General features: G+C 67.4%; 15 protein-coding genes. 7 read left to right on the top strand and 8 right to left on the bottom strand.

Annotated elements, in window-relative coordinates; genetic code table 11:
* Nucleotides 1-75 precede the first annotated feature (75 nt).
* Together IPI67_25740 and IPI67_25735 are read right to left on the bottom strand one after the other, a co-directional pair.
* Nucleotides 76-411, bottom strand: a complete 336-nt coding sequence (locus IPI67_25740) for a DUF3634 family protein (GenBank protein MBK7583582.1) — start codon at nt 409-411, stop codon at nt 76-78.
* Between the two features lie 79 nt (nt 412-490).
* Entirely contained in the window at nt 491-1,723 is a 1,233-nt protein-coding gene (locus tag IPI67_25735) for a M20 family metallopeptidase (GenBank protein ID MBK7583581.1), read from the bottom strand.
* Here IPI67_25735 and IPI67_25730 point away from each other — a divergent pair.
* Entirely contained in the window at nt 1,722-2,306 is a 585-nt protein-coding gene (locus IPI67_25730; GenBank protein ID MBK7583580.1) for a hypothetical protein, read from the top strand. The two genes, IPI67_25735 and IPI67_25730, sit on opposite strands and share 2 nt — an antisense overlap.
* A gap of 5 nt (nt 2,307-2,311) precedes the next feature.
* On the opposite strand, the gene IPI67_25725 is transcribed toward IPI67_25730, so the two are convergent.
* On the bottom strand, nt 2,312-2,923 hold the full coding sequence (locus IPI67_25725) for a glutathione S-transferase N-terminal domain-containing protein (protein MBK7583579.1): 612 nt from the start codon (nt 2,921-2,923) through the stop codon (nt 2,312-2,314).
* A 206-nt stretch (nt 2,924-3,129) separates the two neighbouring features.
* Here IPI67_25725 and IPI67_25720 point away from each other — a divergent pair, with 206 nt between their 5' ends.
* Nucleotides 3,130-4,359: an MFS transporter gene (locus IPI67_25720; protein ID MBK7583578.1), complete on the top strand. Its 1,230-nt coding sequence runs from the start codon at nt 3,130-3,132 to the stop codon at nt 4,357-4,359.
* 11 nt (nt 4,360-4,370) lie between these two features.
* Here IPI67_25720 and IPI67_25715 read toward each other — a convergent pair whose 3' ends face one another.
* A complete protein-coding gene (locus tag IPI67_25715; GenBank protein ID MBK7583577.1) occupies nt 4,371-5,288 on the bottom strand; it encodes a hypothetical protein in 918 nt (305 codons plus the stop codon).
* A gap of 213 nt (nt 5,289-5,501) precedes the next feature.
* On the opposite strand from IPI67_25715, the gene IPI67_25710 reads away from it, so the two are divergent.
* Nucleotides 5,502-6,989, top strand: a complete 1,488-nt coding sequence (locus IPI67_25710) for a hypothetical protein (protein MBK7583576.1) — start codon at nt 5,502-5,504, stop codon at nt 6,987-6,989.
* A 35-nt stretch (nt 6,990-7,024) separates the two neighbouring features.
* Nucleotides 7,025-7,570, top strand: a complete 546-nt coding sequence (locus IPI67_25705) for a hypothetical protein (GenBank protein MBK7583575.1) — start codon at nt 7,025-7,027, stop codon at nt 7,568-7,570.
* 42 nt (nt 7,571-7,612) lie between these two features.
* Here IPI67_25705 and IPI67_25700 read toward each other — a convergent pair whose 3' ends face one another.
* From IPI67_25700 to IPI67_25690, 3 genes are all read right to left on the bottom strand, one after another.
* On the bottom strand, nt 7,613-8,590 hold the full coding sequence (locus IPI67_25700; protein ID MBK7583574.1) for a fatty acid desaturase: 978 nt from the start codon (nt 8,588-8,590) through the stop codon (nt 7,613-7,615).
* Nucleotides 8,591-8,783: 193 nt separating this feature from the next.
* The gene (locus IPI67_25695; GenBank protein MBK7583573.1) at nt 8,784-10,514 is read right to left on the bottom strand and encodes a hypothetical protein; all 1,731 of its coding nucleotides are present in this window, start codon (nt 10,512-10,514) and stop codon (nt 8,784-8,786) included.
* Nucleotides 10,515-10,629: 115 nt separating this feature from the next.
* Complete coding sequence (locus tag IPI67_25690; protein MBK7583572.1) at nt 10,630-12,732, bottom strand: hypothetical protein; 2,103 nt, start codon at nt 12,730-12,732, stop codon at nt 10,630-10,632.
* 80 nt (nt 12,733-12,812) lie between these two features.
* Here IPI67_25690 and IPI67_25685 point away from each other — a divergent pair, with 80 nt between their 5' ends.
* Together IPI67_25685 and IPI67_25680 are read left to right on the top strand one after the other, a co-directional pair.
* Entirely contained in the window at nt 12,813-13,580 is a 768-nt protein-coding gene (locus IPI67_25685; protein MBK7583571.1) for a GAF domain-containing protein, read from the top strand.
* The gene (locus IPI67_25680) at nt 13,577-14,554 is read left to right on the top strand and encodes a serine/threonine protein kinase (protein MBK7583570.1); all 978 of its coding nucleotides are present in this window, start codon (nt 13,577-13,579) and stop codon (nt 14,552-14,554) included. Before IPI67_25685 ends, IPI67_25680 begins: the two co-directional genes overlap by 4 nt.
* 49 nt (nt 14,555-14,603) lie before the next feature.
* Here the strand turns inward: IPI67_25680 and IPI67_25675 are convergent, their stop codons facing one another.
* Complete coding sequence (locus IPI67_25675) at nt 14,604-15,062, bottom strand: DUF2269 family protein (GenBank protein MBK7583569.1); 459 nt, start codon at nt 15,060-15,062, stop codon at nt 14,604-14,606.
* A 150-nt stretch (nt 15,063-15,212) separates the two neighbouring features.
* Between IPI67_25675 and IPI67_25670 the strand changes: the two genes are divergently transcribed.
* Nucleotides 15,213-16,022, top strand: a complete 810-nt coding sequence (locus IPI67_25670) for a hypothetical protein (protein ID MBK7583568.1) — start codon at nt 15,213-15,215, stop codon at nt 16,020-16,022.
* Nucleotides 16,023-16,072 lie beyond the last annotated feature (50 nt).

Genomic DNA, 16,072 nt, shown 5'->3' with positions numbered 1-16,072 from the left:
TTGTCGGTGAATCCGCTGAACGTCAACGGGCGCGCGGGAGCCGTTGGCGCGGCTCGCGGATTGTGACCGCTGAGCTCAGCGCGCGCGGCCACCCGCGCGGATCGCCGCGACCGGAAAGGTTCCAACCACGTTGCGCAGCTGTTGCAGCTGATCGGGCGGCACGCTGCCCTGATCCACGACCACGCGCGCCGCGCGATCCTCGACGACGACCCGGATGCGAGCGGACCGCAGGGGCGGGCGCCCGAGCACGTCGCCGAGCTCGTCCAGCAGGCGCTGCGGTAGACGTCCGCGCACGACGCGGGCCTTTCCGCCCCGGACCTGGAGACAGAACAGCTCGTTCGAACGAGAGATCGCCACCCAGAGTGGCAAGCCGAGCAGCACCAAGATCAGCAGGCCGACGAGGGTGCTCACGAGCTCACCCGTAGCAGGGTCGGGGCGCCCGAGGCGCGGCCGCCTCCGCTGGACAAAGACCTCGCCGCGTTCATCGTCGTCAGCGCGGCCACTCGGCCAGGAAGCGGATCAGCGCCCGGCTGCGACTGAGCAGCGTCGGTCCCTCGATGTGCTCGTCGTGCGTGTGAAACCCGCGCCCCCTCGGACCCAGGCCGTCGATCACCGGGACGCCGAGCGCCCCCACGTCGTTGGCGTCGGAGCCGCCGCCGAGCAGCGGGCTCTCCGGCGCAGCGAGGCCCTCGGCCTTGGCGTGAGTCGCGTACTTTTCATACAGCGCGACGGACGCCTCGGTTCGTTCGAGCGGAGGGCGCCGGATGCCACCCTCGAGCACGAAGCGTGCGGAGGTCTCCGCCTCGATGCGACGGGCCGCGGCGCGGAGCTCCTCGACCACGCGTTCGCCATCAGCACGGCGCGCCATCCTGAAGTCGAGCGTGCACTCCGCGCGGTCCGGAACCGTGTTTTTGCTGGTTCCGCCGCTGATCACGCCGACGTTCACGGTCACGCCCGCCTCGTAATCCGTCAGGGCTTGTGCGGCCTGAACGAAAGAAGCGAGGGCCGCGATCGCGTTCACACCGTCGGCATGGTGGTTACCGGCGTGGGCCGCTTTGCCGTGGACGATGGCTCGGAGGCTGCCGGTGCCCTTGCGCGCCGTGATGACCGCATCGGTCGGTCGACCCGCCTCGAAGACCAGCGCCGCGCGCGCACCTTCGGCCCAGCAGCGCGTGAAGGCTCGGGAGTCGGGCGAACCCACCTCCTCGTCGGCGACGGAGACGAATGCGAGCGGGAGAGCTGCGAGTGAACGGGTAGCCGAGAGCGCCGAGAGCGCTGCGTGAACCGTCGCGATGCCGCCCTTCATGTCGAGCACGCCGGGGCCACGGATCCGCTCACCATCTTCGTGCCATCCGCAGAATGTCCCGGGCGGGAACACGGTGTCGTGGTGCCCGATCAAGAGCAGCCGCTCTTCCGGGTGCTCGTCCCAGGCTCGGGTGCGGAAACACAGATGGTCGCCAAAACTCTTGCCGGGCTCTACCTCGAGTAAGAGCTCTGGCAGTGCGAACGCTTCCCGGAGCAGCGCGCCCATCCGGTTCACGTCTGCTACCGACTCGGTGTACGAGTCCTGCTCGACCCAGCGCCGAAGCAGGGAGAGGGTGGCCGAGCGCGCGGTTTCGGCTGCAGAGAGGGCGGCGTCGGGAGTCGGCACGTTCGAGCGGATTGTACACGGGATCGCCGTGGGGCTTGAGTAGCCCGACGGGGGGTGAGAAAGTCCGGCCATGTCAAAGCGGCGCGCAGGGGCGGAAGGTCTTGGGTTCGTATTGCTGCTCACGCTGGCCCTGATTGCCTGCAAGAAGAAGAGCGCGCCCAACGTCGAGATCAACGCGGCCCAAGACGGTGGTTCGGTGAGCGTGGACGGCGAGAAGGGCTCGGTCACGGTGAACGGCCAGAAGGGCTCCGTCAGCGTGAACGGTGAGCAGGGCTCCGTCACCGTCAACGGGGACAAGGGCTCCATCACCGTTCAAGGCGCCGACGGTGGCAGCGTGGAGATGGGCAATACCGGTGGGGACTGCAAGGCCGGGGACAAATGCGCCTGCAGCGGCATGGGCAACTGCACCAAGACCTGCGCGGGCGCCGGCTGTGAGTTCGAGGCCAACGGTATGGGCAACGCCACTTTCCGCTGTCCCGGCGGCAAGTGCTCCTTGAAGAGCCGCGCCATCGGCAACACCACGCTGGACTGCAAGGGCGGGGGCTGCAGCTTCGAATGCACGGGCACGGGCACCTGCACGCTGACCGGCTGCACCTCCGGCTGTTCGATCAAGTGCAAGGGTGTGGGGACCTGCAGCTGCGCCGGCGGGTGCTGACGCGCTCAGTCGTGGGGGAGCCCCGGCGGACGAGTCGCCACGAACGAGGGGCGTTCACCGATGCGCTGGTGCCAGCTCGTCAGCGCAGGGCAGCTGGAGCGCCAGTCGTGGGGGTGGCGCAGATCGATGTAGTCGAGCGCAACACCCAAGGCGATGTTTGTTAGGGTGAGCTGCCCATCGACCAGGTACGGGGCGACTGCACGTTCGTCGGCGTAAGCGAGCGCGCGGGTCAGCTTCTCCTCTTGCCGGGCGAAGGCTGACTTCGATTGCTGTTCCGGCTTGCGGCGGGTCTCCAGCAGACGTTGCACCGTTGCGTCCATCATGCCGTCGGCCAGCGCCTGCCAGCGCAAGACATCGAAGCGGTCCTCGGCTTGGGAGGGAATGAAGGCCGGTGGTGCTGCCGCGTCGAGGAACTCGATGATCACGGGTGAGTCGAACAATGCGGAACCGTCGTCACGCACGAGGACCGGCACCTTGCCCAGCGGATTCAAGCTGGGCACCGGGCTGTCCTTGCCAGTCGGGTCGGTCTCGACAAGCTCGCAGCGGATCGATTTTTCCGCCACGAGGATGCGGATCTTCCGCGCGAAGGGCGAGGTCAAGGAGGCGTAGAGTTTCATCGCGGCGGCAGTCTATTCGGATTTCGCTGGGGCGTCCGTGCTCTATCGCGGCGCACGAGCGGGAGGTGCCGCCCGCGCCTGCGCGAGCGTCCGTTTGCTGCTCCCAAGGCTCCCGCGCGCGCACTCCGGCCTTGTGGCGCAGCGCCACCTGGCCCATGAAAGTGCGTGGAGCGATTGGCGTCGTTGTCCCTGCGAGAGCCCAGCTGATGGCCCAGAGCGTGCCGCTGCCGGTGCCCGTGATCACAGAGCGCAAGCTGCTCGTCGTGCTGGCGATGGTGCAATTCGTCAACGTGCTCGACTTCATGATGGTCATGCCGCTGGGGCCAGATTTCGTGGACGCCCTGGGGATCCCGAGCTCCTCGCTTGGGCTGGTTGCGGGCAGTTACACCGCGTCCGCGGCGCTGTCCGGTCTGGTCGGTATGTTGTTCCTCGATCGCTTCGATCGGCGAGTCGCGCTCGTGGTCGCTCTGGGAGGTCTGGTCGTGGGCACCGCAGCGGGGGGCTTTGCGACGGGGCTCGCGTCTTTGATGTTCGCGCGTGTGATGGCGGGTGCGTTCGGCGGTCCAGCCACCGCCCTCGGGTTGGCCATCATCGCCGACGTGATCCCGCCGGCTCGACGCGGGCGAGCGCTGGGCGCGGTGATGGGCGCATTCTCGGTGGCCTCGGTGCTCGGGGTGCCTGCCGGACTCGAGCTCGCGCATCTTGGTGGGTGGCAGCTGCCGTTCTTCGCGGTCGCGACGCTGGGCGCTACGGTGGCGCTGGCTGCCGCGTCGCTCTTGCCGTCGCTCACGCTGCACCTGGTCGCCGCGCGAACCGCACCGCCCGTCGCATTGGCGGAGGTGGTTCGTCGCCCGGTCGTCCTCTACTCGATGGCGGCGAATCTCGTCACCATGCTGAGCATCTTCGTGATCGTCCCCAACATCGCCACCTACTTGCAGTTCAATCTGGACTACCCGCGATCGCGCCTTGGCCTGCTCTACTTCGTGGGAGGGGTCTGCAGCTTCTTCACGATGCGGGTGGCCGGACGCCTCGCCGACCGTTACGGATCGAGTTTGATCGTTGCTGCGGGAACTGCTCTGTTCGCGGCGGCGGTAGTCGTCGGCTTCGTGGTGGAGCGACCGCTCGTGCCCATCATGCTGGTGTTCGTGGCGTTCATGATCTCGGGCAGCTTGCGCATGGTGCCGATGAACGCGCTGATGACGCGAGTGCCGCGTGCTACGGAGCGCGCGCGTTACATGAGCTTGCAGTCCACCACGCAGCACATCGGCGCGGCGGTTGGGGCCGGTTTGTCTTCGGCCATCTTGATCGAAGTTCCGGGCGGAAGCGTGCTCCGCATGCGCGAGGTGGCGCTGGTGGCCATCGGGTTTGCCGCACTGTTCCCGCTCCTGATCTACGCGGTGGAAAAACGCGTCCGGGCGGCGGAACGGAGCGGCTGAGGCTGCGCATTTCAGCGCGGCAGCCGGTGTGCCGTGCGGGTCGGTCCGCGTCTGCGTCGGATTGCCGCGAACGCACCCAGTGCAGTCAGCCACCCGAAATGGTCGGTGCGAGGCGAGCCCACACGACAACTGCAACCTCCGGCATCGTCTTTGGACGAGGGAGGGTTCGAGTCTCCGCCGGAGCCCGGTGTGCCAGCGCTGCCTGATGTCCCCGCACCGCCCGCGCCCGCACTGCCGCCGCTCGCGCCGGCTCCGCCGCCGCCCGTGCTCGCGCCGCTGCCCGCCGCGCCCGCCGCCCCGCCGCCGGACGTCATGCCGGCCCCACCGCCTGCACCCCCGCTGGTCGCAGCATCGTTGCTGGCATCGAGGGAGACCGGCCCACCGGGGCAGCCGATGGGCGTCGCGGGATCGACGAGCGTCACCTTGACCGAGCGCTTCTCGCTCCAGCCGACGCTCGAGCTTCCGAGCAGGTACTGGGTAATGAAGGGGCTCGCGTCGAGGATCGGAAAGTGCCCGCCGCACGAACACGAACACGCCGCCTGCTCGACACAACGATTCGGACCGCAGTCGCGGACCTCCGCGACACACGACTTGCCCTGCGCCTCGACCAGCAGCTTGGCCTTGCAGCCGAACCGCGCCGAGTCCGCCACGTAGGCCCAGGTGCCATCCGCTGTGCCGCCGCAGCTCATCGGCTGGGTGTCGGAGCCGCCGCCGAAGGTCGTGACGTAGAAGAGGCCGTCGGCCGGGACGTCCGAGTAGCTCAGGCTCGAGCAGCCGCCCGAGGTGGGACAGTTGCAGCCGCCTACACTCGCGGCGTTTTGCACGCGCCCGGTCACGTCCTCCGGATCGGAGTCCGCGGAACACGCGAAGAGCAGCGAAGCTCCGAGGAGCCGTAGTGTCTGCTTCAGGCACAGAATGGATCGCGGCATATGCCTCCCGAGGCGCGACCTGATGGTACACGGTCGCGGACGGGAGCGTGGGCCAGAGCATCCGCGCTTCCTTGTCGATCATGCCGCGGCGCGTCGACTCCTGGTCTGGCCAGGTGAGCTCTCCGCGCCTGACGCCGGTCCTGGTTCCGTTCGCTTCGCATCGCGTATGCTCGCTGGCGGGTAAATTCCGTGGGGCCGGTCTACTTGAGCGGGGTGCTGAGCGCCTGGTGCCTCGCCCAGCTCGCGCTGGGTGTGTTCTTCGCTGCGGCGTCGCTCGTCGCCCGGCGCGAGCGCGATCTGCTCATCTACGGCGCGATGTGCTTCGCGCTGGCGTTTCACAGCGCGTCGAGCGCTCGCGCGCACGTTGCTCCGGACGTTGCTGGGCGCCTGGTCGCGGTGACGGGTGTCATGCAAGCCGCGATCTTGGCCGCCGCCATCAACCTCCATTTCGTGGTCGAGTTCGCCGGCGTTCGGGGGCGTCGCCGGTTGGTGTACGTCGTTTACGCCGTGGCCATGGCCTTCGAGCTGGTGCTGATCTTTGGTCAGTGGTGGCGGGTGGACACCGCGGTCTTGGCCCATGCCCGCGTGTTCGGCGCGGAGTTTCGCAATTGGCGTGCGGAACCAACTTTGTTTGCCCGGGCGGGTTTCGCCACCGTCGCCATCGAGCTCGTCTTGGGCCAGATCTGGCTGCTGCGCGCGGCGCGCGCCGGGCAGCACGAGGCCTTCCTCGCCTTCGGTGGCGGCTCGATCCTGGTGCTCGCAGCCGCAAACGACATGCTCCTGAGCATGGGGGTGCTCCAGAACGCGCTGTTCCTGGTCCCGCACGCGTACATGATTTACGCCCTCAGTGTCGCGAGCACCCTGGTGTTCCGCTACCGGCGCACGATCGGCGAGCTGACACGAACCGAGCGCGAGCTCCGATCCACCGCGAACCAGCTCTCGGCTTCGCACACGGAGCTGCGGGAGATGCAGTCCGAGCTGACGCGGAAAGAACAGCTGGCTGCAGTGGGGGAGCTGGCCGCTGCCATCGCTCACGAGGTGCGGAACCCACTGGCGATCATCGCCAACGCCGTGGCCGGGCTCCGCCGCCCGAAGCTTGCCGATCCCGACCGCACCACGCTGCTGCAAATCGTCAGCGAAGAGGCCGATCGACTGAACAACCTGGTGACCGATCTCCTCAGATTCGCCCGCCCCACCCAGTTGAAACCCTCGCGCATCGATCTGCTCGAGTTGCTCCAGCGAACCAGCCTGCCCCCCGGCGAGAGCCACACGCTCGAGGTGGAGCGTGACGGCGAGCTGCCGCTGATCGAGGCGGATGCGGCGCTCCTGCTGGTGGCGTTTGACAACCTGCTGCTGAACTCCGCGCAAGCCATGCCGGCGGGAGGCAGCATCGAGGTCACACTCTCCGAGGGTACGGGTGTGCGGGGCGGCGTCACCGTGAGCATTCGGGATCGTGGTTCGGGGATGGATTCGGCGACCCTCGCGCGCGCGCTCGACCCATTTTTTACCACCCGACCGAGTGGGACCGGGCTCGGGCTCCCCATCGTGCAGCGGGTGGTACAGGCACACGGCGGGACGCTCGAGCTCGAGAGTGAACGCGGGCAGGGCACGACCGCGCGGGTCTGGCTACCCGTGGACGCCGGGCGCGCCGAAGGGTCGGATGCAGAGCAACCGGCCGCCACGGAGTCAGGGCTGGGTTGACAGGCAATCGAGGGCGACCGACCGTTCTGGGCGAGATGCTCGGACCGAAGTTGGCTCGCCTGTGCCGGGACGAATTTGCCGAGCTCGCGGTATCCGACTGGGCACGGAGCTTGTCGATGCTGGCCGAGCTCACCCCGGAAGAGTGGGCGCGTGCCGGGGAGATCGAGGCGGTCTTCGAGGTCATGTACTTGATGGCGTCCGCCGACGGTGAGCTGGGGAAGGACGAGCTGCTGCTTCTCACAGCGAGCGTGCAAGCCATCATCGAGGCTGGCGAAAAGAGCGGCGGCTCTCGTTACGAGCTCGGGGTCGTGCTGCTCAAGCTGGGGGATATCATCCAGCGTTTTGGTGGCAGCCTCGAGCGCGAGGGTATGGATGCTCGAATCGCGAGCATGCCCTCACGCCTCGTCGGCGCACCCGCGCGGCGGCTGGCCCTCGGGCTGGCGGCCGGCGTAGCTTTTGTGGACGATTTCGTCGCGCACGGCGAGATGAAGACCCTCGATCAACTCGCCGAGGCGCTCGGCTTCGACCACGAAGACGCGCTGCGCGTCCTCCGCGAAGCCCACGCTGCGCTCGACGAGTGAGGCGGCTCGCGCAGAGCTCGAGGCGGCAGAATCACGCTGGGGTCACGCGCGCAGAATGATTTCGTTCGTGCCCTCTTCGCCGATGCCGACGTTGGAGGCCGAGAGATCGAGCGCGCTCGGTTTGCCCTCTGGCGGATCGTACGGCGCGCGACCGACCTGGGTCGTGCCGAGCGAAGGGAAGAGCGCTGCCAGGAAGTACTGCTGGAAGAAGTACCACCACATGCTCTTGTGCATCAGTCGGGGGTCGACCTGGTCCACGTACTTGGCGTGGATCTCTGGAAGCTTGGTCCAGTGCGCGCCCGCATTCTCGTGATGCGCGCCGTGCAGACCGTTGTTGAACAGGAAGAAGTTGGTCCAGAAGCCGACGAAGCTGCGGGAGTGGCTGTGGTCCGACCAGGGATCGGTGTGGATGTGCTGGACGTAGTTGAAGACCATGATGGTCCACAGCGCGAACAGCGCCGGGACGAGGCAGACGAGCGACCACAGGACCAGCCCCTGGCGTGTGCCGTGCAACCAGATGGCGAGGGCGAGCAGCGCAGCGTGGCTGCCGAGCCACACGACGTACTGGATCTGGATGCGCCGGAACAGCTTCGGGTTCTTCACCTTGGCCTGGCGGATGAAGGCGGCCGTGGGCTCCGACTGGTAGTACGCCGAGATGATCGGATACGTGACCAGGACCAGGAGGTTGTTCTTCTTCGAGTGGCGCCAGGTGATGGTGGCGTCGCCGGCACGATTCACGAACTTGTGGTGATTGAGGTTGTGCGTCGGGATCCAGGCGAAGGTCGGGTAACCGTAGAAGATGCTGATCACATGCCCGAACAGCTCGTTGGCGCGCTTGTTCTTGAAGGTGGGGCAGTGATTGTGATTGTGGGCGATGACACCGCAGGCGAGGGCGAAGTACGCGCTCAGCCAGAACAGGTACGGCGCATAGTCGGGCCGCGCGAACTGGAAGGCGACCAGTGCGATGGTCATGCACACCCAGAGCAGTGTGCGAACGTCGGCGGCAAAACGGAGACCCATGGCGGTGTCCTTTCGGGGCGGAACCTCGCACAAGTCAGCGGTCCGGTAAAGGTCTGGGCCGGAAACGCCTGCGCCACGACTGGACACAAGTGCGCTCTTCGCTCCGCTTCCCTGCCCGACCAGGCGCGTAGGCGAGTTCGCACGCGCGCGGCGCCCCGGGCGGGCGCCGCGATTCAACGAGCGCGCGCGGCGCTCACTTCGAGCAGAGCACCACGCTCGGGCCGCCGTCCACACAGCCGCTTCCCCAGCTGTAGAACTGCGCACCAAAGTTGTGCGTGTAGCAGGTGTTGTTCGTCTTGTTGAACCAGAGCGACTCGACACAACACGAGACGTCTCCCAGATTCGTGCAGCCGAGCTGGCTCGTGACGCTGGCCATCACGGTGGCGTCCCAGGTGACGCCCGACGCGTATCCCGGCGGACCCTGGTTCAGCCCGACCCGGGCGCAGGCTTGCGCCTGGTTCTCGATGCAGTCCTTGGTCGGTACCCAGCAATAACCCTGGTTGAGGGCGGTCCCCGCCGGGCACGAGTACGACACACACTTGCTGGCGACGCAGGCCTGGGAGGCACCGCAGGCGGCGCCACAGCCGCCGCAGTTCTGAGGATCGTTCGCCGTGTTCACACAGGAGTTGCCGCATTTGACGAGGCCGCTCGGACACTGGAGTGAACACGCGCTGTTCTGGCAAACCTGACCGCTTGGGCAGACGTTGCCACAGCTACCGCAGTTCTGCGGATCGATCGAGGTCGTCACACAGGTACTGCCGCACTTCGTCGTGCCGGGCGGACAGATCAACGTGCAGACACCGTTCGAGCAGGTCTGCCCCGAACCGCAATTGGTGCCGCAGGCTCCGCAGTTCAGCACGTCGCTCTTGGTGTTGACGCATGAGCTGCCGCACTTGGTGCTGCCGCCGACACACTGAAGCGAGCAGGTCCCGTTCTGGCAAACCTCGCCCGTGGCGCACGCCTTGGCGCAGCTGCCGCAGTTGGCCGCGTCGTTCGCGGTGTTGACACACGAGCTGCTGCACTTGGTCGTGCCGCCGGCGCACTGGAGCGCGCACTGGCCCGCGGAGCAGACCTGACCGGTGGTGCAGGCGGTGCCGCAGCTACCGCAGTTTTGCGGGTCGCTCTCGGTGTTCACGCAGGCCCCGCCGCAGTTCGTCGTACCCCCGGCGCACTTGAGCGAGCAGACCCCGCTCTCACACACCTCGCCGGTGCCGCAGGGTTTGTCGCAGCCGCCGCAGTGGGCAGGATCGTTGTTGGTGTTGACGCAGGACCCGGTGCAGTTGGTGGTTCCGCCCACACACGACAGAGCGCAATCGCTGGCTTGACACACCTCGCCGCTGGCGCAGGCCTTGGCGCAGGTCCCGCAGTTGGCCGGGTCGTTGTTCAGGTTCACACACGCACCGCTGCAGTTCGCGGTGCCGCCCGAGCAAGCCAGGCTGCAGGTGCCCCCTTGGCAGATTTCACCGACGCCGCAGATGTTGCCGCAGGCGCCGCAGTTCGCGGGGTCGGTCGACAGGGTGACACAGGCGCCGGTGCAGTTGGTGCTGCCTCCGGAGCAGGTCAGCGCGCATGCGCCGCTCTGGCAGACTTCACCGCTCGCGCAGGCCTTACCGCAACTCCCGCAGTTCTTGGGGTCCGTGTTGGTGGTCACACACGAGCCGGTGCAGTTCGTGGTGCCACCGACGCAGTTGAAGGAGCAGGCCCCGCTCTGGCAGACCTCCCCGCTTGCGCAGGCCTTGCCGCAGGCCCCGCAGTTTTGCGGGTCGACCTTCTGATCGACGCACTTTCCTGCGCAGCTGAGCAGTCCGCCACAAGGAGCGGCGCTCGAGCCCGAGTCTTCGGAGCCACCGCAAGCCGCGGCAAACACCACCGCGAGGGTCACCGAAACCACCATGCCACCTACGCGGCGAAGCCAATGCGTCATCTACAAGCCTCCAATCAAACACTATACGCGAAGCGCTCGGGCCGCGTCGAGCCGCGATCGAGGTGGCACCTTCACATACACGAGTGCGAAGCGGAGTCGGAGTGGGCTCAGTGCATCATTTTGGGGTGAGGATGCGCGCGCTCCTCGGCGGCACGCTCAGGCTCGGACCGGCCACCTGCGTGCCGGTCAAAAGCTCGTCGTAGTTGCCGTTCGGGACTCCGCCGACTGACTGCGCTCCGTCGCCGCGATTGATGAGCACATACACCGCGTCCGCGTTGTGTTGCATCTTGTACGCAAGAGTTTCGTCACTCGCCGAGAGGGCGGTGCGGGTGCCGCGGCGAAGCGCGGGGTGCGCGGCTCGAATGGCGGTGAGCTTCTTCACGTGGGCGAGCAGCTGAGTCTGGCCAGCACCCAGGCCGCTCCACTGCATCGCGCGGCGGTTGTCCGGATCTCCACCCCCGGCCATGCCGATTTCGTCGCCGTAGTAGAGGAGCGGCACGCCCTGAAGCGTGAAGATCAACGTGTAGGCGTTGGCCAGACGCTCGAAGGCACTCAGCCCGGACGGCAGAGTTGGCGGGTTGTTCCACGCCTTGTCCTTGCCGTCCGACCACTCGTTGCCCCAGGTCGGTGTGTCCGCGGCGAAGTGGATGGAGCGGGGCACGTCGTGGTTGCCGATGAACGTGCTCATGATTCCGGCGCCGTAGAAGCCGTCGTTCCCAGCCAGGAACGCCGCGAGGTCGGTCAGCGGCACACTCCGGGTCAAGAGAGCCGCCACGGCCTTGGCGCGCAGCGGAAAGTCGAACTGGCCGTCGAGCTTCGTGGTCGGGTCGACGTAGTACTTGATGGCGTTTCTGTCGCCGGTGAAGGTCTCGCCGACCATGTAGAAGTGCTCACCGCTGGTGGCCTCGACGTCGGTCTTGACGCGTGCGCGCAGATCCGTGACCCAGGCATCCTCGATGTGTTTGACGGCGTCCAACCGGAAGCCGTCCACGCCCGTGTCCTTGACCCATTGGATCGCGTTGTCGACGCTGAACTTGCGCGCCGCCGCGTTGGTGAAGTCGAAGTCCGGCAGGTAGTCCCGGAACCAGCAACGTTTGGCGTCCGGGCCTTCGAACGCACAACCCTCGCCACACACACACTGCTTGCCACCCAGATCCAGCGGCCAGAACCAGTCCGGGTGCTGCGCGAACACCGGCGACGATTTGTGCACGTGGTTCATCGCGTAGTCGAGGATCACGCGGATGTCCTTCGCGTGTGCTTCGGCGACGAGCGCCTTTAGATCTGCAAGGCTCCCGAAGTGCTCCTCGGTCTGGTCGAGGTTCTGGGGCCAGTAGCCGTGATAGGCGCTGTATTGATGGCCATCCGTGCCGGCTCCCGCTTGGTTCGGGTTGTCCATGGGAGCGGTCAGCCACAGCACGTTGACGCCGAGGTCCGAGAAATATCCGTCCTTGATCCGCTGCCGGACGCCCGCGTAGTCGCCGCCCTGATAGGCCGCGGGGGGCTCGACCCCCGAGATCGGGCTGCCGTTGTTCGACGGGTCACCGTCCAAGAATCGGTCGACGAACACGAAATAAAGCATCGCGTCGCGCCAGTCGAAGGTGCCGCTGACGACCGGCACGCAGGTGAAGTTCGTGCAGCTGATGGGGGCGAGCACGGAGTTCTCGCCGCCGAGTCCATCCGAGACCTTGTTGGGGTTGGTGGGATCGGTCACCCACTTCGAACCGTCGACCCAGTACTTGTAGTGAAGCTCGACGCCGAACGGCACCTCGACGCTCGCCTGCCACTCTCCGCCGGACTTTGCCAGCTGCACCCCCGTGTCCCAGCCGTCCGGAGCGAAGTCACCGCGCAGCTCCACGCTGGTCTCGTTCGTCAGCGGGTACTTGAACACGTGTTGGCAGCGCTTCGAAGCGTCGTCACACTGTGGCGCGCCGCCCGCGCCCGCGGCCCCGGCTGCGCCGCCGGAGCAGTTCCCGCTGCTCGCACCCGCGCCCGTGGATGCGCCGTTGCCGGTCGATGCGCCGTTACCGGTCGATGCGCCGTTGCCGGTCGATGCGCCGTTGCTCGTGCACCCACCGACGCCTCCGCCGTCCGAGCTGAGCCCGCCGCTGCCGCTCGCGCCGCCGGCTGCCGGCAGCTGCTTCCGCGGTTCTTCGGCCGTTGCACACGCGACGAGGGCGACGCCCAGCACCAGCCCGACGACCCAACGCAGGTTTCGCACACCCGAGGCCTAGCGTTTGGGTGGGGCCGGGGCAAGCAGCGGCACCCAGCAAGCGGGCGGAGCTGATAGCGTCGTGCTGCATGGGTGACCGGAGTCGGGGTTATTTCGACGAGGCGAACGGCCTCGGGGGGCTGGTGGCCAAGATGCGACTGGCCTCGATGGCGCAGCTGACCTCCACCGAGGCCGCGGCGGTCGAGGACTCGCCAGAGCTTCTCGAGCGGCTCGAGCACGCGATGGCGCGCTTGCGCACTGAATTCACCCAACCCACGACGCCCAGGCCCACCCCGGGTATCGGGGCCATCTCGCCTTCTCGGGCCGGGGGCGACGAGACCCGATCGTTGCGTCGACATCTGGCGACCTACGTCGAGCTGATGACACAACGCAGTCTGTTCGTCGGGGACGTGGACGCCACGGTGCGGCGGATCAACGAGGCCGCATCGAGCGCGCTCGACGTCGAGCGCGTGAGCGTCTGGTTCCTCGACACCGAACGCACCAAGATCACCTGCGCCGACCTGTTCGAGCGGGCGACGGGCTCGCACGCCTCTGGCGTCGAGCTGTTTGCCAAGGACTTCACGCCCTACTTCAAGGCGCTGGCGACCGAGCGGACGATTGCGGCGCACGATGCCCACAAGGACCCACGCACTTCGTGTTTCTCCTCGGTCTACCTGGCGCCACTCTCGATTTCGTCGATGCTCGACGTGCCGATCTGGGTGAACGGGAGGATGGTCGGGGTGGTGTGCCACGAGCACGTCGGGCAGCAGCGAACCTGGAACAGCGACGAGGAGACGTTTGCCTATCTGATGTCGAGCTTCGTCGCGCTTGCGCTGGAACGTCGCGGACGCACGTGAGCACGTCGGCAACCGGCCCGCTGGTGCGCCAGTATCGACTGCTCGGGCGCATCGGGCAGGGCGCCATGGGCACGGTCTGGGAGGCCGAGCGGGTGAAGGATGGTCACCGCGTCGCGCTGAAGTTGCTCAAGCGCGAGCTGCTCGACGAGGGCAAGGCGCTGCATCGTTTTCGGCGTGAGGCGCGGCTGAGCGCCCGGCTCGATCATCCCAGCGTGGTCTCGACCCTGGATGCGGGGGTCGACGAGGAGTCCGGGCAGCCGTGGATTGCAATGGAGCTCATCCGCGGCCCAGCGCTCTCGGCGTGGCTCGCGGAGCACGGCAAGCCCGCGCTCGACGCAGGCTTCCGCTTGCTCGAGCAGATCTTCTCTGCCGTGGCCCGCGCCCATGAGCTCGGCATCGTGCATCGGGACCTGAAACCGGAGAACGTGCTGCTGCTGCTGGACGAAGCCGGGGCGCCGACTGCAAAGGTGTCGGACTTCGGCATCGCAAAGGGGCTCGCGGACAAGAGTCTCGCGTCTACCGAGGCGGGCTTGGGTACGCCGCTCTGGACAGCGCCGGAACAAGCTCGGCCGGGTTTTGTGCCGTCCCCCTCGGCAGACGTGTGGGCGCTCGGGCTGTTGACGTACTTCGTGCTCACCTCGCACCACTACTGGCGGCACGCTGGTGCTGGTTCGAGTGTCGTCGATTTGATGCTCGAGCTCGAACGCGGGGAGCTCGAGCCCGCCTCGCTCCGGGCGGCGGGCGTCGGCGCGGGCGACGCGCTGCCGCCTGGGTTCGACGCCTGGTTCGCGCGTTCGGTCAACCGGCGGCCCGAGCAGCGTTTTGCCAGCGCGGGTGAGGCTTGGGTGAGCCTCGCGAAGATTCGGAAGGGTGAAGCGGGCGAGGCCTCGGAGTCACGCCGGCTCGTGTACGTCGTTCTGTTGGGGGTCGTACTGATCGGCGTCGCCGCCGCGGTCTACTTGGGGCGGGGGTAGGGGGCCGTGCGTGCGCTGAGCATCGCAAGACTGCCCAAGTCGAGACTAGCTAGAACGGCTTGAATACCATCAGCCCCAGGATGATCAGGATCCCGATTGATTCCACCCAGGCGAGCACGAGGCCCCGGGGTGATTGCAGCAGGGAGTCGAGCTCGGTCTGGTTCGGCGGATCTGCCTCCGCGGCCTTGCGGATGGCCTTGAAATACGGAACGGCCAGCGGAAACGCCGCGGCGAAGAGCACGATGAGCAGCACGAGCGACGTCCAGATCCAACCCGACGACCACCATTTGCCGTGGAAGCCCGCGCCGATGCCGCCGAGCAAGAGCAGCAAGAACGAACCGTGCATGACCCCGCGGGTCGAGCGCGAGAGATCCAGGTAAGCGCGGACCCGCGCTGGATCGCGCTCCTTGCGCAGCTTGAACGTGACGGCGGCGGTGGCGCCGTGGGAGGCGACGAAGCCAAACGCGCCGAGCAGGTGGAGGAAACGTTCGATCAGGTAGCCGGTCATGCGCGCGCGAGCCTAAGACACGAGGTCAGCTTTCGGAAGCCCGCGCTGCCAAGTTGACAAGTGGGCGGGAGAGCGGACGCAGAAACCTCCCGGATCCGCGCGACTGCAGCAGCTCGAGTCTCTGGCACGGCGCTCGCAAACGGGGTGCGCATGCGTCGACAGTTGCCGCTCGTCCTGCACGCGGTCGTGGTTGCGCTCGGGGTGCTGGCGCTGAGCGTGTTGCAGGCGCACGCGCTCTCGACGCTGATCGCCGGCGCTCTCGGGCCGCCGGCGCTTCGGATCGAGTCCGGCGACCGTGCGACTGCGCTCCGGCCGGCGGTGCCCCAGCGTCCGCTGACGGCCGCCGAGCTCGGCGCTGCATGGGGCTCTCGCTCCTCCGAGTCACATGGGCTCGCCGGCGAGCAAGCCTGTCCGGGGATCGCAGCTCGGATCATCACCGAGTCCGCCGACCCGACCTGGTCTCTCGCGACCCTCACGGACCAGGCCGGCCAGGCTCGACTCGTGCGGATCGGCGATCACTTCGGGGACCGGACCGTCTCGTTCATTGGTCACGCGGGCGCGGCGGCGTCTCCCAGCGTTTGGCTCGAGCGGAACGAGAGTCGCTGCCGGGCAGAGCTCTCTCTGATCTCGGCGGCGCAGTCCACTCCGGTGGCCGCCTCGCGCGCGCGCCCGTCGCCTCAGTCGCCTGCGGTTGCGCCGGCGGCCGCTCGCTTCTCCCTCGGCGGAGCACGGTTCGTCCGCGCGCCCAACGGGTTCCGACTGCTGGGAGTCCGAGCAGGGTCACTGCTCGCCAGCATCGGCCTCGTCGAAGGCGATCTCGTCACGCAGCTGAACGGCGCCGACGCCAGGCGACCCGAGTCGGCGCTCTTGGCGCTTGCGGGGGTCAGACAAGGCAAGGAGCTTGGTGTCACCGTGGAGCGAGGCGGGCGCACACTCGTGCTGCACTACCGCCTGCGCTGAGCCCGACTGCCGCCCGACTCGTTCCGTGGTAGGCGGCTGGGCACGAGGTC

It is taken from the genome of Myxococcales bacterium (assembly GCA_016706225.1).
Classification (GTDB): Bacteria; Myxococcota_A; Polyangia; order Polyangiales; family Polyangiaceae; genus JADJKB01.
The sequence above is the reverse complement of the archived record's forward strand: the minus strand, read 5'-3'. Positions and strand labels throughout refer to the sequence as shown.

Coding starts and splice junctions, on each gene's coding strand:
- IPI67_25730 (MBK7583580.1), top strand. CDS start 1,722: ATGTCAAAGCGGCGCGCAGGGGCGGAAGGTCTTGGGTTCGTATTGCTG.
- IPI67_25735 (MBK7583581.1), bottom strand. CDS start 1,723: ATGGCCGGACTTTCTCACCCCCCGTCGGGCTACTCAAGCCCCACGGCG.
- IPI67_25725 (MBK7583579.1), bottom strand. CDS start 2,923: ATGAAACTCTACGCCTCCTTGACCTCGCCCTTCGCGCGGAAGATCCGC.
- IPI67_25720 (MBK7583578.1), top strand. CDS start 3,130: ATGGCCCAGAGCGTGCCGCTGCCGGTGCCCGTGATCACAGAGCGCAAG.
- IPI67_25715 (MBK7583577.1), bottom strand. CDS start 5,288: ATGCCGCGATCCATTCTGTGCCTGAAGCAGACACTACGGCTCCTCGGA.
- IPI67_25705 (MBK7583575.1), top strand. CDS start 7,025: ATGCTCGGACCGAAGTTGGCTCGCCTGTGCCGGGACGAATTTGCCGAG.
- IPI67_25700 (MBK7583574.1), bottom strand. CDS start 8,590: ATGGGTCTCCGTTTTGCCGCCGACGTTCGCACACTGCTCTGGGTGTGC.
- IPI67_25695 (MBK7583573.1), bottom strand. CDS start 10,514: ATGACGCATTGGCTTCGCCGCGTAGGTGGCATGGTGGTTTCGGTGACC.
- IPI67_25685 (MBK7583571.1), top strand. CDS start 12,813: ATGGGTGACCGGAGTCGGGGTTATTTCGACGAGGCGAACGGCCTCGGG.
- IPI67_25675 (MBK7583569.1), bottom strand. CDS start 15,062: ATGACCGGCTACCTGATCGAACGTTTCCTCCACCTGCTCGGCGCGTTT.
- IPI67_25670 (MBK7583568.1), top strand. CDS start 15,213: ATGCGTCGACAGTTGCCGCTCGTCCTGCACGCGGTCGTGGTTGCGCTC.